Source organism: Pseudovibrio sp. Tun.PSC04-5.I4 (assembly GCF_900104145.1).
GTDB lineage: Bacteria > Pseudomonadota > Alphaproteobacteria > Rhizobiales > Stappiaceae > Pseudovibrio.
Genome location: NZ_FNLB01000006.1, coordinates 390,346 through 408,266, shown reverse-complemented (window position 1 = coordinate 408,266; position 17,921 = coordinate 390,346). Strand labels below are relative to the sequence as shown.

At 49.8% G+C, this 17,921-nt stretch carries 14 protein-coding genes; 10 read left to right on the top strand and 4 right to left on the bottom strand.

All coding sequences use genetic code 11. The features are described from left to right. Nucleotides 1-77: 77 nt before the first annotated feature. Entirely contained in the window at nt 78-2,036 is a 1,959-nt protein-coding gene (gene mutL, locus BLS62_RS06895) for a DNA mismatch repair endonuclease MutL (RefSeq protein WP_093178583.1), read from the bottom strand. A gap of 201 nt (nt 2,037-2,237) precedes the next feature. Here mutL and BLS62_RS06890 point away from each other — a divergent pair, with 201 nt between their 5' ends. Beyond that, on the top strand, nt 2,238-3,092 hold the full coding sequence (locus BLS62_RS06890; RefSeq protein ID WP_093178581.1) for a TIGR01459 family HAD-type hydrolase: 855 nt from the start codon (nt 2,238-2,240) through the stop codon (nt 3,090-3,092). 52 nt (nt 3,093-3,144) lie between these two features. On the opposite strand, the gene BLS62_RS06885 is transcribed toward BLS62_RS06890, so the two are convergent. Both BLS62_RS06885 and BLS62_RS06880 read right to left on the bottom strand, forming a co-directional pair. Beyond that, a complete protein-coding gene (locus BLS62_RS06885) occupies nt 3,145-3,819 on the bottom strand; it encodes a protein phosphatase CheZ (protein ID WP_093178579.1) in 675 nt (224 codons plus the stop codon). Nucleotides 3,820-3,996: 177 nt separating this feature from the next. After that, on the bottom strand, nt 3,997-4,380 hold the full coding sequence (locus BLS62_RS06880; RefSeq protein ID WP_008552155.1) for a response regulator: 384 nt from the start codon (nt 4,378-4,380) through the stop codon (nt 3,997-3,999). 278 nt (nt 4,381-4,658) lie between these two features. On the opposite strand from BLS62_RS06880, the gene BLS62_RS06875 reads away from it, so the two are divergent. The 9 genes from BLS62_RS06875 to BLS62_RS06835 all read left to right on the top strand — a co-directional run bounded on the left by BLS62_RS06875 (nt 4,659) and on the right by BLS62_RS06835 (nt 16,082). Continuing rightward, entirely contained in the window at nt 4,659-5,105 is a 447-nt protein-coding gene (locus BLS62_RS06875) for a MaoC family dehydratase (protein WP_093178576.1), read from the top strand. 133 nt (nt 5,106-5,238) lie between these two features. Then, the gene (locus BLS62_RS06870; protein WP_093178573.1) at nt 5,239-6,240 is read left to right on the top strand and encodes a bifunctional riboflavin kinase/FAD synthetase; all 1,002 of its coding nucleotides are present in this window, start codon (nt 5,239-5,241) and stop codon (nt 6,238-6,240) included. A 29-nt stretch (nt 6,241-6,269) separates the two neighbouring features. Continuing rightward, nucleotides 6,270-7,214: a DMT family transporter gene (locus BLS62_RS06865; RefSeq protein ID WP_093178571.1), complete on the top strand. Its 945-nt coding sequence runs from the start codon at nt 6,270-6,272 to the stop codon at nt 7,212-7,214. Nucleotides 7,215-7,371: 157 nt separating this feature from the next. Further along, the gene (locus BLS62_RS06860) at nt 7,372-8,343 is read left to right on the top strand and encodes a DMT family transporter (RefSeq protein ID WP_093178568.1); all 972 of its coding nucleotides are present in this window, start codon (nt 7,372-7,374) and stop codon (nt 8,341-8,343) included. A gap of 344 nt (nt 8,344-8,687) precedes the next feature. Continuing rightward, nucleotides 8,688-11,624: an isoleucine--tRNA ligase gene (gene ileS, locus BLS62_RS06855; protein ID WP_093178565.1), complete on the top strand. Its 2,937-nt coding sequence runs from the start codon at nt 8,688-8,690 to the stop codon at nt 11,622-11,624. Between the two features lie 71 nt (nt 11,625-11,695). Beyond that, nucleotides 11,696-12,154, top strand: coding sequence for a signal peptidase II (lspA, locus tag BLS62_RS06850; RefSeq protein ID WP_280141829.1), 459 nt, complete (start codon nt 11,696-11,698; stop codon nt 12,152-12,154). A 198-nt stretch (nt 12,155-12,352) separates the two neighbouring features. Beyond that, nucleotides 12,353-13,090 carry a hypothetical protein gene (locus BLS62_RS06845; protein ID WP_208990720.1) on the top strand — a complete coding sequence of 246 codons (738 nt, stop codon included), beginning with the start codon at nt 12,353-12,355 and terminating at the stop codon, nt 13,088-13,090. A gap of 167 nt (nt 13,091-13,257) precedes the next feature. Then, nucleotides 13,258-14,706 carry a M16 family metallopeptidase gene (locus BLS62_RS06840; protein WP_244283545.1) on the top strand — a complete coding sequence of 483 codons (1,449 nt, stop codon included), beginning with the start codon at nt 13,258-13,260 and terminating at the stop codon, nt 14,704-14,706. 14 nt (nt 14,707-14,720) lie between these two features. Beyond that, the gene (locus BLS62_RS06835) at nt 14,721-16,082 is read left to right on the top strand and encodes a M16 family metallopeptidase (protein ID WP_093178558.1); all 1,362 of its coding nucleotides are present in this window, start codon (nt 14,721-14,723) and stop codon (nt 16,080-16,082) included. Between the two features lie 43 nt (nt 16,083-16,125). Here BLS62_RS06835 and BLS62_RS06830 read toward each other — a convergent pair whose 3' ends face one another. Further along, on the bottom strand, nt 16,126-17,544 hold the full coding sequence (locus tag BLS62_RS06830) for an EAL domain-containing protein (protein WP_093178555.1): 1,419 nt from the start codon (nt 17,542-17,544) through the stop codon (nt 16,126-16,128). Nucleotides 17,545-17,921: the final 377 nt, after the last annotated feature.

Here is a 17,921-nt window from a genome sequence, read left to right as displayed (position 1 = left end):
TTAGTGTAGTCGAGAATACGAACTGGAAGAGGCGGACCATCGGTTCGCCTCTTCTGGCTTTATTGAATACCTGCCCACTAATGGCGACCAAATAGTCGCTCTATATCAGTCAATTTCAGTTCGATCCATGTTGGACGCCCATGATTGCATTGACCGGAAAGCGGCGTCGCTTCCATATCCCGTAGGAGATTATCCATCTCCTCAGGGCGCATTCTCCGACCTGCTCTGATGGAGCCATGACATGCCATGGTCGCAGCAACGAGATCAAGTTTTTCACGAAGACGTGTGGAATTATCAAACTCTGCAAAATCATCTGCGAGATCTGAGATAAGCGCTTTTATATTCAAACGTTTAAGCATTGATGGCGTTTCTCTTACTGCAATTGCTCCAGGTCCAAACCGCTCCAGTACCAGACCAACGTCTTCCAATTCACTCGCCCGCTCTTCCAGTCGTGCTACGTCTTCTTCCGGTAACTCTACGATCTCTGGGATGAGAAGCATCTGGCGGGCAACATCGTTCTTTGCCAGATCTTCCTTCAGTCTTTCATAGACCAAACGTTCATGAGCGGCGTGTTGGTCCACTATCACAAGACCATCTTTGGTCTGCGAGACTATATAGGTTTCATGTATCTGGGCGCGTGCAGCGCCTAATGGAAAATGCTCCCGCTCAACAGGGAGATCGTGCTCATGTGCTCTTGCATCAGCAGAAGGTGCATCAACAAACTGATAGGCGTCTTGCTCCCCTCGAACTTCAGTTGCAGCAGGCATTTGCCCTGCTCGGCCCGCTTCATACGGAGTTGCTGCTTCCATAAGTCCAAGTTGGGTCTCAGTTACACCGATTTCTGAAATGTCAGAGGCGGCCCAGGCTTGCCCATGCTCTTCTGGTCGGTAAGATGATTGCTGCCAAGCATAGTTTTGTGTTGAAGCACTATGCCCTTGCGTATTATGCGTTGTTTCACCGCTGTGGGAATTGAATCCCTCACGATGCCCCATCGGACGTATAGCGTTGATTGCAGATTGGGTGTTTGCGGTTGATGCGCGATAGCCAGACTGAACAAAAGCGTGTTTCAACGCTCCGATCACCAAACCACGAACAAGCTGACCATCTCTAAAACGTACATCTGCTTTGGCAGGATGTACGTTGACATCCACTTGATGGGGATCAAGATCGACATTCAGCACGACTATTGGATGGCGATCTCGCGAGAGCACATCGGAATATGCCGCTCTGAGAGATCCGAGAAGAAGTTTATCGCGAACCGGACGTCCATTTACAAAGAAAAACTGATGTTGAGAGTTGGCCCGATGGAAGGTTGGCAAACCGGCATAGCCGTAAAGGTGGATCCCTTCCCTATGCGCCTCGATCTCCAATGCATTCTTGGAGAACTCAGATCCAAGGATCTGACTCACCCGAGCGAGATCGGCATCGTCTCCTGTGCACGCTGGAAAGTCCAGCGACCTCCGGTCAGAGCCGGATAACGTGAAACGGACCGTTGGATTTGCGAGTGCTACCCGCTTAACGATCTCAGTTATTGCAGTGGCTTCAGCACGGTCAGTCTTCAAAAACTTCAAACGTGCAGGTACTGAGAAAAAGATGTCTTTAACTTCAACACGCGTACCCGAATTAAGCGCGGCGGGCTCGATATCCTCATTCTGACCGCCTTCGACCTCAATTTTCCATGCATGTGGCTCTGATGCATGACGTGTGGTGATTTCCAACCTGGATATTGCACCGATTGAGGGAAGCGCTTCGCCTCGAAACCCCATCGTGCGGATGTCCATGAGATCATCTTCAGGTAACTTGGATGTACAATGGCGGCGAACAGCCAGTTGCAGATCCTCTGTTGTCATGCCTGAGCCATTGTCCGTAATCCGCAACAGGCTTTTACCACCGGAGGCGGTCACGATTTCAATTCGGGTCGCGCCGGCATCTACTGCATTTTCAACCAGCTCTTTCACAACACTTGCAGGCCGCTCAATCACCTCTCCGGCTGCAATTCTGTTGATTGTTGTGTCGCTGAGTTGTCTAACAGCCATGATTGCTCCGTATTAAACTGTCTGCTCTCAATAGTGGCGCACTCGATATGTTTTTGTGATCAACAAAAGAGTACGTGACAGGATGCAGCCTGAGCAGAAGTTTTACAGCTTGTGCTCTTCAAATGTCCAGAGTATGAGGATTTGGCTCAACTCATCTCTTTTTTCAAGAGATTATATGCGTTTCCTCCAAGAGTACATTGTATGCAGCAGAACCTACCCATATCCGGCCTTCATCAAATCGCAGATCAGTTTTGCGGGATTCTTTGTGATGTATGGGGCGTCTTGCACAATGGAGAAAGCGTTTTTCCGGCAGCGATCGCCGCTTTGGAAGCCTATAAAGCACAACAGGGCGGACCAGTCGTTCTCATAACCAATGCCCCTAGACCCGCGAGCGAGATTCAGGCCCATTTGGATCAGCTTGGTGTTCCACGTGGGTGCTATGACGGGATTGTATCTTCAGGTGGCGTGGTTCAGGCTGATTTGAGGGCCTTGGAACACGCAAAGGTTTACCATATCGGACCTGCAAAGAATCATAGTCTGTTCCATGGCGTGAATTTCGAATTTGCAGAGCCACAGAATGCCGATATCATTGTCTGCTCTGGCCTAAATGATAGACGCGTTGAGGAGCCAGAGGACTATCGCCCTCATTTTCAAGACCTGCTTAAGCTAAATTTGCCGCTGATCTGCGCCAATCCAGACATAGTGGCAGAACAAGGTGATAAGTTGGTTTGGTGCGGCGGTGCTCTTGCAAAGCTTTACGAAGAGATGGGCGGTGAAGTGATCATCACTGGCAAGCCGTTTCATCCAATTTATGAAATGGCCCTAGCAGAGTTGAACGCCTGTGCAGGAAAGTTGCTTGATAAAAAAGATATTTTGGCGATCGGAGACGGTATGCCGACAGATATTAAAGGGGCAAACGCCCAAGGCATTAGCGCTCTTTTCCTAACTGATGGCATTCATGCTGCCGATCTCTCCGATGACGCTCAAGCTGTTGTTGAAACCCTTGATGCTAAAGGATTGAGTGTGCACAGCTTCATGGGGCGGCTTGGATGGTAAGCTAGAGCAGTTTGCAGTTTGTCAAAGTTTACAACCTGCTCCAGTGAGGTATTTAGGCAAATAATTTATCAATATCATCCTGCTGAACTTCACCTAGCAGCGCATCAATCTCATCTTGAGAAACACCTTCACCTGCATGCTGCGGTCCGTGAAGGATTAGCTCACGCTTACGACGCTCGTCCTCAGTCTCGCCTGAATGACTATCGCTTTGAACTTCCTGCTCAAGACGTAAGCGTTCAACAAAATTAGCAACGCGCTGATCAATTGTGTTCAACGCTCCAACGACTTTGGAGATCCGTTGACCAGTAATATCTTGAAACGCGCAGGCTTGGAAAATTTCCATAACCTGATCATTGACCACATTTTGATAGGTATCCCTATCGTCAGGATCAGCTGCCATAATTAATTCGGCCGCCGTCATGATTGTATGCGTGGCTTCCTCTGTGGAAGAAACAATAGCATCCAGCTCACGACCAGCTTCTGGGATATGATTATCTCTCATATCAGTGACACGGAGTTTACCAATTTCAGCTTTCATCCGCGCAATTTCAGCGCCGATTTCTGCCAATTCTAGGGTAACAGCAGGTTGGATGTGCTCAATGATACTTCCCATTGAGCCTGTCATCACTTCTGCAAGTCCCATGATGTCGGTTAATGTTACTTCGCTGGACTTTTCACGGCTTTCTTCAAGAAAGTCGATGAGTTGCTGAATATCAACATTTGGCAAAACAACATTTCTCCCTTTATCTCAACAGGAAACGCCTCCTGCAGACACAGTATGCCTGTCGGTTGTGAGATATCTCCAACCTTGTATCCGGTCAGTTGGGTGCAAAAAAGGGTTGGGGTGCTTTCGTTTTGGCGTCCTCACCCCAGCCCATAATATTCACAGTACACGCAAAACAGATTAATCGGCGAAAACCGCTTCGATCTTGCCTTTAAGAGTTTGCGCGTTAAACGGCTTAACGATGTAGTTGTTAACCCCTGCCTTTTTGGCAGCGATTACGTTTTCCGTTTTAGATTCAGCCGTAACCATAATGAATGGTGTCTTACAAAGAGCCGCGTCCTGTCTGACCTGCTTGAGCAGCTCATATCCAGTCATCGGTTCCATGTTCCAATCCGAGATAACCAGGCCGTAACGGCGCTGTTTCATTTTCTCGTAGGCCTCAGTGCCATCAGCCGCATCATCGATGTCCGTAAAGCCAAGTTGCTTCAACAGGTTACGAATGATTCGAATCATGGTCTTATAATCATCGACAACCAGAATTGGCATCTGAAGATCAAGGGCCATGTAAAACTCCATATTCTCAAGAGGCTGCCGAAGCCTCTCTGCTATACTTACGCGACCACGACATTTATCGGTCACACTGGACGCAGGTGCCCCTTTCAATCAAAGGGATCCCACCAATTCAACTTCGCGAAATTAACGTCCCTATGTTATAGTTAGGTTAATTTCTCCAATACGATTTCAATAATGCTAAAAGCCTAATTGTTTTTTTGGGTCTGGCTTATTAGTTTTTCTGCGCATTTTGCTGGCAATACTGCCTGTGGTTTATCCAAGGAAACACTATGCTCAGCCTTCGTCCACTCGCTTATGAAGATCTCACCGTCGGCATGATTGAAGTTTATACCAAGCATGTCATTTCCCAAGATATTGTCGGATTCGCCGAGGTTTCCGGTGATCGAAACCCCATCCACCTTTCAGAGCATTTTGCAGCAAAGACCCCTTTTAAAAATCGTATCGCGCACGGTCTTTACACCGCGAGCCTTATCTCAGCCGTACTTGGAACGCGATTACCGGGCCCAGGTGCAATTTATTTGTCTCAATCTTTAAATTTTAAAGCGCCTGTGTATATCGGCGACGATATTGAGGTGCGCGTGAGCGTTGCTGAGCTGATTGATAAGGGGTGTCGTGCCCGACTCGATTGTAAATGTTTAGTTGAAGGTAAAGTGGTTTTGGAAGGGGAAGCGATGGTCAAAGTCCCTAGGCAGTCTGAGATGAGTGTCCCGCTCTAACAGGCTTTATTATTGAAAGAGGCTGTAGATTCTTGTGTCTGGTCCGGTATACGTACCCTGAAATGCTTGACGAGGACGCATTCACGCGGCACCGTCTCGCAAAATTCTTCTAATAGAGCGGGATGGACAGTTCATGAGTGAGCCGACCAAGCAGGCGCATTCTTTTCAACATATCACCGACCTAGCGCAGTTCCCTGAGGAGCTGCGCGGCAGTGTTGTTGCAATTGGCAATTTTGACGGTGTCCATCGCGGTCACCGTACTGTGCTCGATTATGCACGCCAAGAGGCTGAAAAGCTCGGTGTACCAGCGCTCGCTATGACCTTTGAGCCTCATCCCCGCACAGTTTTTCGCCCGGACCATCCGGTGTTCCGCCTTACTCCAAGCCATATCAAGGCGGAGATTTTGAAGGCAGAACATCTTGACGGGGTTATTGAACTTCCTTTTACAAAGGAATTTGCGAGTATGGAGGCCGAGGATTTTGTTAAAGATATCCTCGTCGACAAACTTGCTATTGTGCAGAGCATCACAGGCTACGACTTCCACTTCGGCAAAGGGCGCAAGGGTACACCAGATTTTCTGCGTGAAGCGGGCGAGACTCTCGGTTTCGCTGTGACCATTGTTGGTGCTGAAGGGGACGAAGGCGGTACTATCATTTCGTCCAGCCGTATTCGCGAAGCATTGGCAGAAGGCGATATTCCGCTCACCAATGGCTTACTGGGATATCGCTACTTCGTTGAAGCCCGCGTTCAGCATGGGGAAAAGCGAGGCCGTGAGCTTGGCTATCCAACCGCCAACCTTAAGCTGGCCGAAAACTGCGAGCTGAAACTAGGCATTTACTCGGTTCAAATCAAGATTGACGGTGTAATGCATGATGGGGTTGCCAGCTTTGGTCGTCGTCCAACCTTTGATGATGGCGCACCGCTGTTGGAAGTCCATGTTTTCGACTTCAAAGGCGACCTTTATGAAAAGCTCGTATCTGTCAGCTTTATTGGCTATATCAGAAGCGAACAGAAATTCGATGGAATTGATGCTCTGATCGCTCAGATGGATAAAGACAGTGAAGAAGCACGCGCGATGATTGCTTCCATGCGCCCACTTTCAGGTCTGGATATGGTGCTCAACGCAGACACCTAAAAGCCTGCTCACACTCGAAAGATAATAGAATGACCACAGCGACTACCGCAGCCGCTCCGTCTCGTGCGGACAACACGTTGCATGGTGTCTTATTCATGATGGCGGGTTTGCTCATTCTTTCGAGTACGGATGGGGTAGTCAAATACCTTTCGGACTTTTTCTCTCCATTGACGGTATCGTTCTTCCGCTTCGCTGTGCAGTTGGTGATTATTCTCGCGCTCGCTCCATTTTATAAACGGACGTGGAGGAGTTTGCTGCAAGAGACAACTATCATGCTATTTGTGCGCGGTTTGTTGCTTGCAGTTGGATCTATTTTTATTGTTTTCGCTCTTAAATATCTGCCTTTGACGGACGCAACAGCCATCTTCTTCATCCAGCCCGTGTTTTTGGTCATCTTCTCTGCCATGTTCCTGAAAGAACAAGTGGGAATGAAACGCTGGCTTGCCGTTTTCTTGGGCTTTGCGGGTGTTTTGATCATCATTCGGCCCGGAACCGGTGTATTTCAACCGGCGGCGCTTTTGCCGCTGGCTGCCGCCATCTCCTTTGCCTGTTATTTGATGCTTACGCGAAAGCTCTCCGGTCAAGCCTCCCAGCTCGCTATTCAGTTTGCCACCGGCTTTGCTGGCACCTTGCTGATCCTGCCAATTCTCGTTTTTGCGTGGCTAACAGGTTTTGGCGGGGAACTGGTGGTTTCCCACCCGACAGATAGTTTCACTCTCCCCATAACCTTTCTGCTCGGAATTGGTGGTACAGGGCTTATTGCTCATGTTCTGCTTGTGAAAGCCTTTGAGCGCGCACCAGCTTCCCTCCTTGCGCCCGTCAACTACATTGAAATCTTCTCAGCGACCCTGATTGGGTATCTGGTCTTTAATGAAGTGCCTGATGAGTTCATCTGGGTCGGGGTTTTTCTGCTTTTTTCCAGCGGCATTATCCTTGCCCATGCAGAGAGAAAGCCCAAGTCTTCGCATAGTTGAGGATCGGCCTCAGAACTCTTTAGATAACTGCACTGAATAGAACCTGTGCGCGGCAAAGCTGTCCCTTGCGCAACATTGTGCTTGGTGCGTCAATACGTGTCCTTACCCCGCTCCCATACTCTGATATGCCAGCGTGTCCCCATTTTCCGAGAACAACATGACAACAACAATATCGCAGGGAAACCCTGCCTCCAACGCAGGCCTTCATGGCATTCTTTTTATGGTTTCCGCCATGTCGCTTGCACCGTTCATGGATGGCACAGCGAAGTACCTTTCTGCATTTATTTCACCTGTTGAGGTATCGCTGGGACGGTTTCTTTGTCAGGCACTTGTCGTGCTGGTTATTGCTGTGGTTATGGGACGGTCCATCAGCTCGCTCATAAAAGAAATCACCCGCATGCAGTTGGTGCGTGGGGCTTGCCTTGCGATCTGCTCGATCTTTTTCTTTAGCTCCCTGAAGTACATGCCCTTAGCGGATGCCATTGCGATCTTCTTCGTACAACCGATGATCCTCACGATGCTCTCTGCCATTATCTTGAAAGAGAAAGTGGGCGTTCGCAGGTGGTCCGCTGTTTTTATTGGTATGATCGGGGCTTTGATTATCATACGCCCTGGTTCAAGTGCGCTTGGTTTGCCATCCCTACTCCCGCTTGCTGCGGCGACATGCTTTGCGTTTTATCTTGTGCTTACTCGTAAGCTTTCCGGTAAGGCCTCTTTGCTGGGCATTCAACTTGCAACGGGTGTTGCAGGTGTGCTGACGCTTACTCCCTTGGTCATCATTTCCAGCCTCTTGGGGTTTGAGGCAGCGGCTTGGACCACTCCGGCTCTCCCGCATCTACCTCTGTTCTTGCTGATGGGTGTCATTTCCTTTGCCTCACACGGGTGTATCGTTCTGGCGTTTGATCGCGCACCAGCATCCGTGCTTGCTCCGTTAAGCTACACAGAGATTATCAGCGCGACAGCCGTTGGCTATGTGTTGTTTGGGGATGTTCCTGACATGTTTGTCTGGCTTGGTGTTGCCTTGATTGCTGGCGGTGGTGTTTACATTGCACACCGCGAGCGGACCGCGACGCGGCGGCAAATGGCAAGTGAGCAACTGGTTGAGACCTCCCCTAAACGGCATTATTGAGCGCAGGCGCGTTTATTCCCTAATTTATGCGGATTTTCTTTGAAAAATGGGGCCACTTTCAGGGAAAACGCTTTAGCTCTTTATTCCTCAGGGAACCGCTGCTAAAAGCTCTCATTATGTTAGCTGAGTTTAATGATAACAGGACTGCTCCTTTGACTTCCTCCAAGGTGTGCCAATTTCGAATTATTGGCCCGGCCTTCAGCTGAGACGCCCTATTTGGCGCCCTGAAGTACCGGGAGACCCACAACTGCTGCACCAGCGGCAGATCTATTAAGCTTGCGCACCTTCTTGCGTTTTTACAAATGCCGATGGGCAAACACGTGCCCACATAAGCGGACTGCCACATGACCGATACTACGAGCCGCGATTATTCAGATACGCTCAATCTGCCAAAAACCGACTTTCCTATGCGAGCCGGCCTTCCTAAGAACGAACCTAAGATCTTAGAAAAGTGGAAAGACAAGGATCTTTACACAGCTATGCGCCAGCAGGCCGCAGGCAAGCCTAAGTTCATTCTTCATGATGGCCCTCCTTATGCGAACGGCAACATCCACATTGGCCATGCGCTCAACAAGACCTTGAAGGACATCATCAACCGCTCCATGCAGATGCAGGGCTTTGATGCGAACTATGTTCCGGGCTGGGATTGTCATGGTTTGCCAATCGAGTGGAAGATCGAAGAGCAGTACCGCAAAAAAGGCAAGAACAAAGACGCTGTACCGGTCAACGAGTTCCGCAAGGAATGCCGTGAGTTCGCAGAAAAGTGGATTGATGTTCAGCGTGAAGAATTCAAACGCCTTGGCATTGAAGCAGACTGGGACAACCCATACCTGACCATGCGCTACGACAGTGAAGCTGTGATCGCTAAAGAACTGATGAAGTTCGCGACATCCGGCCAGCTGTATCGTGGTTCCAAACCAGTTATGTGGTCCATCGTTGAAAAAACTGCCCTTGCTGAAGCTGAGGTCGAGTACGAAGATCATACGTCACACACAATCTGGGTATCGTTTAATGTGGTTTCCGGCGATGACGCGCTGATCGGCAAGAAAGTGGTTATCTGGACAACCACGCCTTGGACCATCCCTGCGAACCGTGCGATCTCATTTTCTCACGACATCAGCTACGGCCTATACAATGTTACTGAAGCTGCAGAGGACAACTGGGCGAAGGTTGGTGAAGAGTTTATTCTTGCTGACAACCTTGCAAGTGGTGTTTTTGAGGCGTCCCGCGTTGTTGCCTATGAACGCGTTGGGGATGTAGACCCTGCGAAGATCGAATATTGCGAACACCCACTTGCACACGCAGACGGTGCCGGAACTTACTTCAGCGACTTTAAGGTCCCAATGCTGGCTGGTGATCACGTCACTGATGATGCTGGTACAGGTTTTGTACATACGGCGCCTGGTCATGGTCAGGAAGATTTCCAGATGTTCCTGGATAACCGGGATGCATTTGCCAAGGCTGGTACTGAACAAGTTCCAATGACAGTGCAGCCAGATGGTGCTTACTACCCGCATGTGCCACTGTTTGAAGGTTGCTACATTCTTGACCGCAAGGGCAAGGAAGGTTCCACCAACAAAGCCGTCATCGAGAAACTGACTGAAGTTGGTCGCCTGATCGCTCGTGGCCGCGTTAAGCACTCCTACCCACATTCCTGGCGCTCAAAAGCACCTTTGATCTTCCGTAACACGCCTCAGTGGTTTGTTTACATGGACAAAGAGCTTACCGAAGAAGCCAAGGGTGACACTTTGCGCGCTCGCGCGCTGAAAGCCATTTCTGAGACCCGCTTTGTGCCTGCGACAGGTCAGAACCGTTTGAACGCGATGATTGCAGCGCGTCCTGACTGGGTTCTTTCCCGTCAGCGTGCATGGGGTGTGCCGATCACCGTGCTTGTGAACAAAGAAACTGGTGATGTTTTGAAGGACGATGCAGTCAATGCACGCATCTTTGAAGCTTTCCAGAACGAAGGTGCGGATGCATGGTTTGATGAGGGCGCAACACAGCGCTTCCTCGGCGAGGCCTACGATGCTGAAAACTTCGAAAAAGTAACCGACATCCTTGATGTTTGGTTCGATTCCGGCTCAACCCACGCATTCTGCATGGAACGTCGTGAAGACCTGAACCCGAACCGCAAAGGCGTTGGCGGTGATGATTACGTTCTTTACCTTGAAGGTACAGATCAGCATCGCGGTTGGTTCCACTCTTCTCTGCTGGAAAGTTGTGGCACCCGGGGTCGCGCTCCTTATGATGCCGTTCTAACCCATGGTTTCACTATGGATGAGCATGGTCGGAAGATGTCTAAATCCTTGGGCAACACGGTCGCACCACAAGACATAATCAAACAGTACGGCGCGGACATCCTGCGTTTGTGGGTTGGTTCTGTGGATTCTGCTGAAGATCAGCGTATCGGCCCTGAGATCATCAAGACCAACGTTGATGCCTACCGTAAGATGCGCAACACACTGCGCTTCATGCTTGGCTCACTGTCTCATTACCAAGGCGAAGAAGTTACTCTGGCCGACATGAATGAGCTGGAGCAGCTGATGCTGCACCGTTTGGCTGATTTGGATCTTCAGGTTCGTGATGCCTACAACGCATTCGACAGCAAACGCGTTTGCTCTACGCTGTTCAACTTCATGTCTGTTGAGCTGTCTGCGTTCTACTTCGATGTTCGAAAAGACACGCTTTACTGTGATGCCCCTTCTTCTGCAAAGCGTAAGTCCTCGCTTTATGTGATTGAGCAGCTGTTCCGTCACCTGACCTTGTGGCTGGCACCAATCCTTCCCTTCACCATGGAAGAGAGCTGGAACTACCGTTATGGCGATGCTGCAACGTCTGTTCACCTTCAGCAGTTCCCAGAGGTTTCCTCTGCATGGCGTAATGATGATCTTTCCGCCAAATGGGAAAAGATCCGTACAGTCCGCCGTGTGATCACTGGTGCTCTTGAAATTGAGCGTCGTGAAAAGCGTATCGGTTCTTCCTTGGAAAACCATCCAACTGTTTACGTGGCTGATGCTGAGCTTATGTCTGCCCTTTCTGGACTGGATATGGCGGAAATTGCGATTACATCTCAGTTGAGCCTGTCTTCTGAGGCTGCTCCAGAAGGTGCGTTTGCTCTTGATGACATTGCTGGCGTTGGTGTTGTTCCAGGTCTTGCTGAAGGTAACAAGTGTGCTCGCTCTTGGAAGATCCTTCCAGAAGTTGGAACAGATGCTGATTATCCAGATCTGACACTGCGCGATGCGGCTGCAATACGCGAAATTGACGGCGCTGCTGCCTGAGCTTCTGACGACGAGGGTTTGCTTTGAAAAAGCTGAAGTTTTGGGGAAGTTACAGTTCCCTGGTCCTCCTTTTGGCTGTGGTTGGCCTGGTCATTGATCAGGCCGCCAAACTCTGGTCTGTCGGGTATTTTTCCGGTGGCGGTGCACCACCGATTCCCTTAGGCCAATTTCTCGATTTGGTATTGGTCTGGAACAAAGGTGTGTCTTACGGTCTGTTCCAACAAACAACAGAACTTGGGCGTTGGGGACTTGCTGGCTTTACCATCCTTGCTTCCATTTTCATCTGGTTCTGGAGCACACGCTCTACTAATCGTTTGGAAGCCTTTTGCCTCGGACTTGTATTATCTGGCGCACTTAGCAATGGATGGGACCGGCTTTATTATGGTCAGGTCGTCGATTACATCTACTTCCATGTGGGTGAATTCTCTTGGTACGTCTTCAATTTGGCAGACGTGTGGATCGTTCTTGGGGCCGCAGGATTACTTCTGGACACATTGTTTATTGGTAAGAATCGCGAGGAGCGGCCCTAATACTGCCTAATTCTCATTTATATGTGGGGAATATCGGGTGGTTCTGGGCATAACTTCACTAATAGGGCCTTCATGCTTTTGTGATTCCTGCTTTAAGGTGGCATCACTGGAATATGAAGACTACAGATTTCGCAGGCCGTCATAAAACCCGTGATGCCTGTCAAACACCGCTTTGATGGTGATCGGGAAACAAGGGTAATGAAATTGCAAAGCCGTAGCAGAAAATTCGTCGTTCGTGCGTCTCTCGTTTGCGCGTTCTCACTTACATTGTCCGCGTGTATGACTGGCGCTGGTGATTTTAGTGATGGAGGCGAATCCAGCGACTCTGGCCTGATGTCCGAAGTGATGAATGCTGTTGGGCTGCAATCACAACGAAATGCGGACATTCAGTACAAAGAACGTGCCCCGCTCGTGATGCCTTCCAAAGCTGACAATCTCCCTCGGCCGGATAGTCGCAAACTGACCGAGGTTGCAAGCAACTGGCCGCAAGATCGCTCCCAGCAAGAGCTGGAAGAAATCCGTGCCTTCTACAAGGTAGAACCGGGCCAACCACTTTCTATTGAACAGATGCGCGGCCATCCTTCCCTGAAGAAGGTCGCAGCACGTCCTCGCGACTTTGCAGCTGAGAAACGGCAACAGCAGCTTTTGGATGGCGACAAATTAAGTCCCAAAGAACTTGCTGCTCTTGGAAAAAAATACAAGGAAGCTCAAAAACAAATTGGTGGCGCTGCGGTTGAAACGCCTATTTGTTCTCCAGACAATCCACAGTGTAAGCCTCAGCGTCGTTACCTGACTGAGCCGCCAGTGGATTATTCCACTCCTGTATCAGGTATTGCCTTTGCAACACCTGATGTTGATGAGAGCGAAGAAGTTCGTAAGAAACGTGAAGCTGCTGCCATTGAAGACGGTGCTCGCATCGATATGAGCAAGCAGTAACCAATTGTTATTGCAAGGTTCGGGTTTTGCCCGCCTTGCTCAATTCCTTACGAAAATATGAAGTAGGCGCGACCTTGTTCGCGCTTTTTTCATTATGTTCGCAATAGATTACGAATAATTCACGAGGAGATTAACCACGATCACGCTATAGAATGATGAGCTGTGTCTTGCTCATTTCAAAGGGAGCTCCCCTCGTGATTGGTCGGTCTACTCCATTTAAGGCTCTCGCTCTGAGCCTTCTGCTTTTTACCAGCCCCACTGCCGTCTTTTCGGCTGATAACGCTGGCAAAGCCTCTATTGAAGATTTTTCAAATATCCGCATAGGCGGAAAAAACATATCCCAATCCACATTGGATAATGGCCTTCAGGTTATCGTTATTCCTGATCGTCGTGCACCTATTGTTACCCACATGATCTGGTACAAAGTGGGTGCGGCTGACGAGCAACCGGGTAAATCCGGCCTCGCGCATTTTCTTGAACATCTCATGTTTAAGGGAACTAGCACTGCACCAGAGGGCATTTTTTCCAAAAAGGTTGCTGAAGTTGGCGGGCAAGAGAATGCCTTTACCTCTCAGGATTACACCGCCTACTACCAGCAGGTCGCAAAAGAACACCTGAAGATGGTGATGGGTTTTGAGGCAGACCGTATGTCCAACCTCATCCTGACTGAAAAGCAGATTATTCCTGAGCGTGATGTGGTTCTGGAAGAGCGGTCACAACGTGTGGATCGCAGTCCAGCTGCACGCCTGTCCGAGACATTCGATCAGGTGTTATTTCCAAACAGCCCCTATGGCATTCCTGTCATTGGTTGGAAAAACGAAATTTCTGCGCTCAATAAAGACGATGCCATCGCCTTTTATGACAAATACTACACGCCTAACAATGCCATTCTCATTGTCGCAGGTGATGTGGATGAGAAAGACGTTCTAGCGCTCGCAAACGAGACCTATGGCAAGGTTGAACAACGCGCTGAACCGGGCTCACGTGACCGCCCACAGGTTCAGGTGGTTCCGGGAAACCGGGAAGTCACGCTGCAAAGTGATCAAGTGGCACAGCCTAGCCTTCAGCATGGTTGGATTGTACCGAGTTCCACAACATCAGCCCCCGGAGAATCTGAGGCGCTTGAAGTGCTCTCCGACATCATGGGCGGTGGTGCCAACAGCCGGCTCTACAAAGATCTCGTTGTTGAAGGACAAATCGCAACCAGCGCCGGTGCGTGGTATCAATCAACTGCGTTGGACGCTACACGCTTCATCCTTTATGCCTCCCCTAAGGATGGCACTTCACTTGCAGACCTTGAACAAAAAGCTCTGGCCGTCATCAATGGTATTATTGAAAACGGTGTAACAGCTGAAGAAGTGGAGCGCTCCAAACGGTCCATGCTCGCTTCCGCTATCTACGCTCAAGATAAGCAGGACGTTCTGGCTCGTATATTCGGGACTGCGCTTACCACTGGCGGATCAGTTGATGAAGTTCAGAGTTGGCCTGCCCGCATTGCGAAGGTCACACCAGAACAAGTGCATAGTGTCGCTCAAAAGTACCTTCAGGAAACTAGTGTTGCCAGCTATCTCAAGCCAGCTGCCAAACCTGAACCTGCTGCAGAAAAACAAGATTGAGGGGAATTCACAGTATGACCGCGAAAGTAATTGTTTCCTCTCCCACGCAAAGCCAGCGCTTCATTGCAAGCCTGTTTGCTTTGCTCGCGCTTAGCCTGTTGTTCATTGCAGGTTTTGCAAGAGACGGGCACGCGATTGAAATACAAGAGGTTAAGAGCTCCAAAGGCATAACAGCGTGGCTGGTTGAAGATTATACAGTGCCAATCATTGCCATGAATTTTGCTTTCAAGGGTGGGAGTTCTCAGGATCCGCTCGACAAGCTTGGCGTAACCAACCTTTTAAGCACTATGCTTGACGAAGGCGCTGGAGATCTGACCTCTCAGGAGTTTCAGGGACGTATAGAAGACCTTACAATGAGCCTCTCCTTCAGCAGTGGCCGGGATTTCTTTTATGGGTCGTTCCAAAGCCTGCAAGTCAACAAAGACGATACTTTTGAGATGCTTCGTCTGGCAGTTAACGAGCCTCGCTTTAATCAAGCACCACTGGATCGTATGAAGGCGCAAACCGTTTCCGGTATTCGTCGCAGTTTGAAGCGTCCAGATGCCTTGGCAGGTTTGACACTAACCAAAACGTTGTTCCCTGATCATCCTTATGGTCGTCCAACTCGTGGAACCGAAGAGACAGTTACCACACTGACTTCGGAGGACTTAAGGACACAACACTCAAAGATCTTTGCAAAAGGCTCTTTGAAGATCGGCGTTGTCGGAGCCATCAGCGCTGATGAGCTTGCTGTCATTCTGGACAAGGTATTTGCGGACCTTCCTGAAGACGGCGATCTCGTTACGATTGCTGAGGTTGAGCCAATCACCGACAAGACTATTCATGTGGACTTTGAAAGCCCGCAGACTTCCATCCAGTTCGCTTTGCCAGGCTTGAAACGCCACGACCCTAAGTTCATGTCTGCTTTTGTCATGAACCATATTCTCGGCGGTGGCTCCTTCACGTCGTGGTTATATGATGAGATCCGCGAAAAGCGTGGCCTGGCCTATTCAGTCGGTTCCTATCTCGTCCCTTATCAGCACACAGCTTTGCTGATGGGTTCAACAGGAACACGCCCTGACAAAGCAGGTGAAGCGATTGATATCCTCAAGCAGCAGATGGTGCGTATGTCGCAAACCGGCCCAACTGCTGCTGAGCTTGCAGAAGCCAAATCTTACCTCACTGGCTCCTACGCCCTCAACTTTGACAGCTCCAGCAGCATTGCGCGTCAGCTCACCGGTATTCAAACTCAGGAACTGGGTATTGATTACATCGAGAAACGCAATGAGATGGTGGATGCTGTGACATTGGAAGGCGTGAAGGATGTTGCACGCGACCTGTTTAGTGGCATCGAACCAACCTTTGTGACGGTTGGTGAGCCAGTGACAGCGAACTGACACAACTTCTTTATGCGAAAATCAGAGGCGGGTTGACGAAATGTCAGCTCGCCTCTCTTTTTATAGGACGTGGATTTGGCGCACCTTGGAGAACGTCTGCCCGTACTGGGCGCGGCGGCGAGAACAAAAAGCCCTGCGCACTGCGGATTTCCAACTCAAGTAGCTCAAGAACAGTGCTTTCGCTCTCAACATGATCCACAATCAGCTCAATACCATAGCGCTGTAGCAAGCTGCCAAAGTCTGCGGGATGGATGTTGCTTTTTGCGAGGTCATCTTCACGCATCAGTAGACGAGATGCGTGGAGTTTAGCAAAGCGGAACCCACGTTCAGCAAGAGCACGAAAATCCATTCTTAGATCTGTGATCCGGTCTACAGAGAAGCGGAACCCGATTTCAGCGAGCGCCGCTAGGCTCTCATACTCAATGGCACTCATTACGGCGACATCAGCCTGCGAGAACTCAAAGATCAACAGGTCTGAATATGTGTCATTGGCGCGAACGAATTCCAAAAAGCCAGGAAAGAAATTCTCATCCATCAATGTGCTTGGTGACAGATTACAGAACAGCCCTGCTTCGCGATTGCGTGTTGCGAGGCGCTTTAGGATTTGCAGAGAGCGGAACAACAAAATATTGTCGATTGCAGGCATCTGGCCAGTGCGTTCAGCTTCCTGCAGGAACTCGATGGGCTCCAGTGTGTCGCCATTTGCTTTGCGTAGACGGGTCAGCGCTTCGTAATAACGCACGCGGCGCTGTGGGAGTGTCACGATAGGCTGGAGATAGAGATCAACGCGTCCCGCTTCAATGCTGGCACGAATTTCTTCGGCCAAAGCCGCATTGGGATGATGCATGCGCGGAGCTGGGCGTCTCATTTCCGGCGCTCTTACATCAGCAAAGGCATCTTGTGGAGGTTGCATTGGTTTAACAGCGCCAGCTGCGAAAGCAGCAGCAGCCTGGCCTGCCAGATTCATTGAGCCTTCCTGGGCTGGTTGTGGAGCTGCTAAACGCTGCGCAGGTTGCGGCGGCAACATCGCTTGCTTCACCCGGTGGTCTTCAAGGGCCGTCCCCTGATCTTCAATTCTGGTTTCCATGTCAGCCATGGCTTCCGCCATCTGCTTTACAAGGGAGCCAATAACTTCAACTTCCGCGAACAGAGGATCAATCTCTTCACGTGTCCGGCGCGGAATATTGTGTTCCACCCCAGAGAGGCGGCCTTCAAGATTCCCGACATCATCATCTATAGCGGCAATGCGCTCTTCCATCCGGTCAACCGCATCGGAGACGGATGACTTCTCCTGAGAGCGGGTCAACATCAGATGAACGACAATCATGGTGCACATGGCAGCTAAGGACAGGCCGACAGCCTCTCCAACAGGACGCGCAAAAAGATAGACCATAACCGTCCCGCAGGACGCTGCTATAGCCGATATCGAAAACAGAATGGAAATGTTCGCCAAGCGCGTCATAACCTCGAGAATACCCAGTGGTCCGAATCAAAAAAATTCTTATCGGATTTTGCCGTATTTACGGCCTCGCTTCGAATCTATGCCCCTAATATTTCTAGGGAAAACCCGTGTTGTCCCCGCAAGAATGACAATGAAACAACATATATCATCAGGTTCAACAAATTTCGTCGCATTCCTGCGCTGAACTGAGGCGTGCATTTGTGCCTTGTACTCTCTTCACCGGCAAAACAGAACCTGTTGTGAGGCTCAATTGCGAAGAAACAACTGCATAATGCAATCAACACGCAAAACGAAAAGAGTTTGTTTACCCTGTTTGCACAAACTCAGGGTGTCGAAAATATTTCGATCACTTATTTTGAGAATTTCGAGGTTGCCTG

Excerpts from the sequence above, each read along its gene's own strand:
- BLS62_RS06890 (WP_093178581.1), top strand. The coding sequence starts at position 2,238 with ATGCAGCAGAACCTACCCATATCCGGCCTTCATCAAATCGCAGATCAG.
- BLS62_RS06875 (WP_093178576.1), top strand. The coding sequence starts at position 4,659 with ATGCTCAGCCTTCGTCCACTCGCTTATGAAGATCTCACCGTCGGCATG.
- BLS62_RS06835 (WP_093178558.1), top strand. The coding sequence starts at position 14,721 with ATGACCGCGAAAGTAATTGTTTCCTCTCCCACGCAAAGCCAGCGCTTC.
- mutL (WP_093178583.1), bottom strand. The coding sequence starts at position 2,036 with ATGGCTGTTAGACAACTCAGCGACACAACAATCAACAGAATTGCAGCC.
- BLS62_RS06860 (WP_093178568.1), top strand. The coding sequence starts at position 7,372 with ATGACAACAACAATATCGCAGGGAAACCCTGCCTCCAACGCAGGCCTT.
- BLS62_RS06870 (WP_093178573.1), top strand. The coding sequence starts at position 5,239 with ATGAGTGAGCCGACCAAGCAGGCGCATTCTTTTCAACATATCACCGAC.
- BLS62_RS06845 (WP_208990720.1), top strand. The coding sequence starts at position 12,353 with ATGAAATTGCAAAGCCGTAGCAGAAAATTCGTCGTTCGTGCGTCTCTC.
- BLS62_RS06865 (WP_093178571.1), top strand. The coding sequence starts at position 6,270 with ATGACCACAGCGACTACCGCAGCCGCTCCGTCTCGTGCGGACAACACG.
- BLS62_RS06880 (WP_008552155.1), bottom strand. The coding sequence starts at position 4,380 with ATGGCCCTTGATCTTCAGATGCCAATTCTGGTTGTCGATGATTATAAG.
- BLS62_RS06830 (WP_093178555.1), bottom strand. The coding sequence starts at position 17,544 with ATGACGCGCTTGGCGAACATTTCCATTCTGTTTTCGATATCGGCTATA.
- ileS (WP_093178565.1), top strand. The coding sequence starts at position 8,688 with ATGACCGATACTACGAGCCGCGATTATTCAGATACGCTCAATCTGCCA.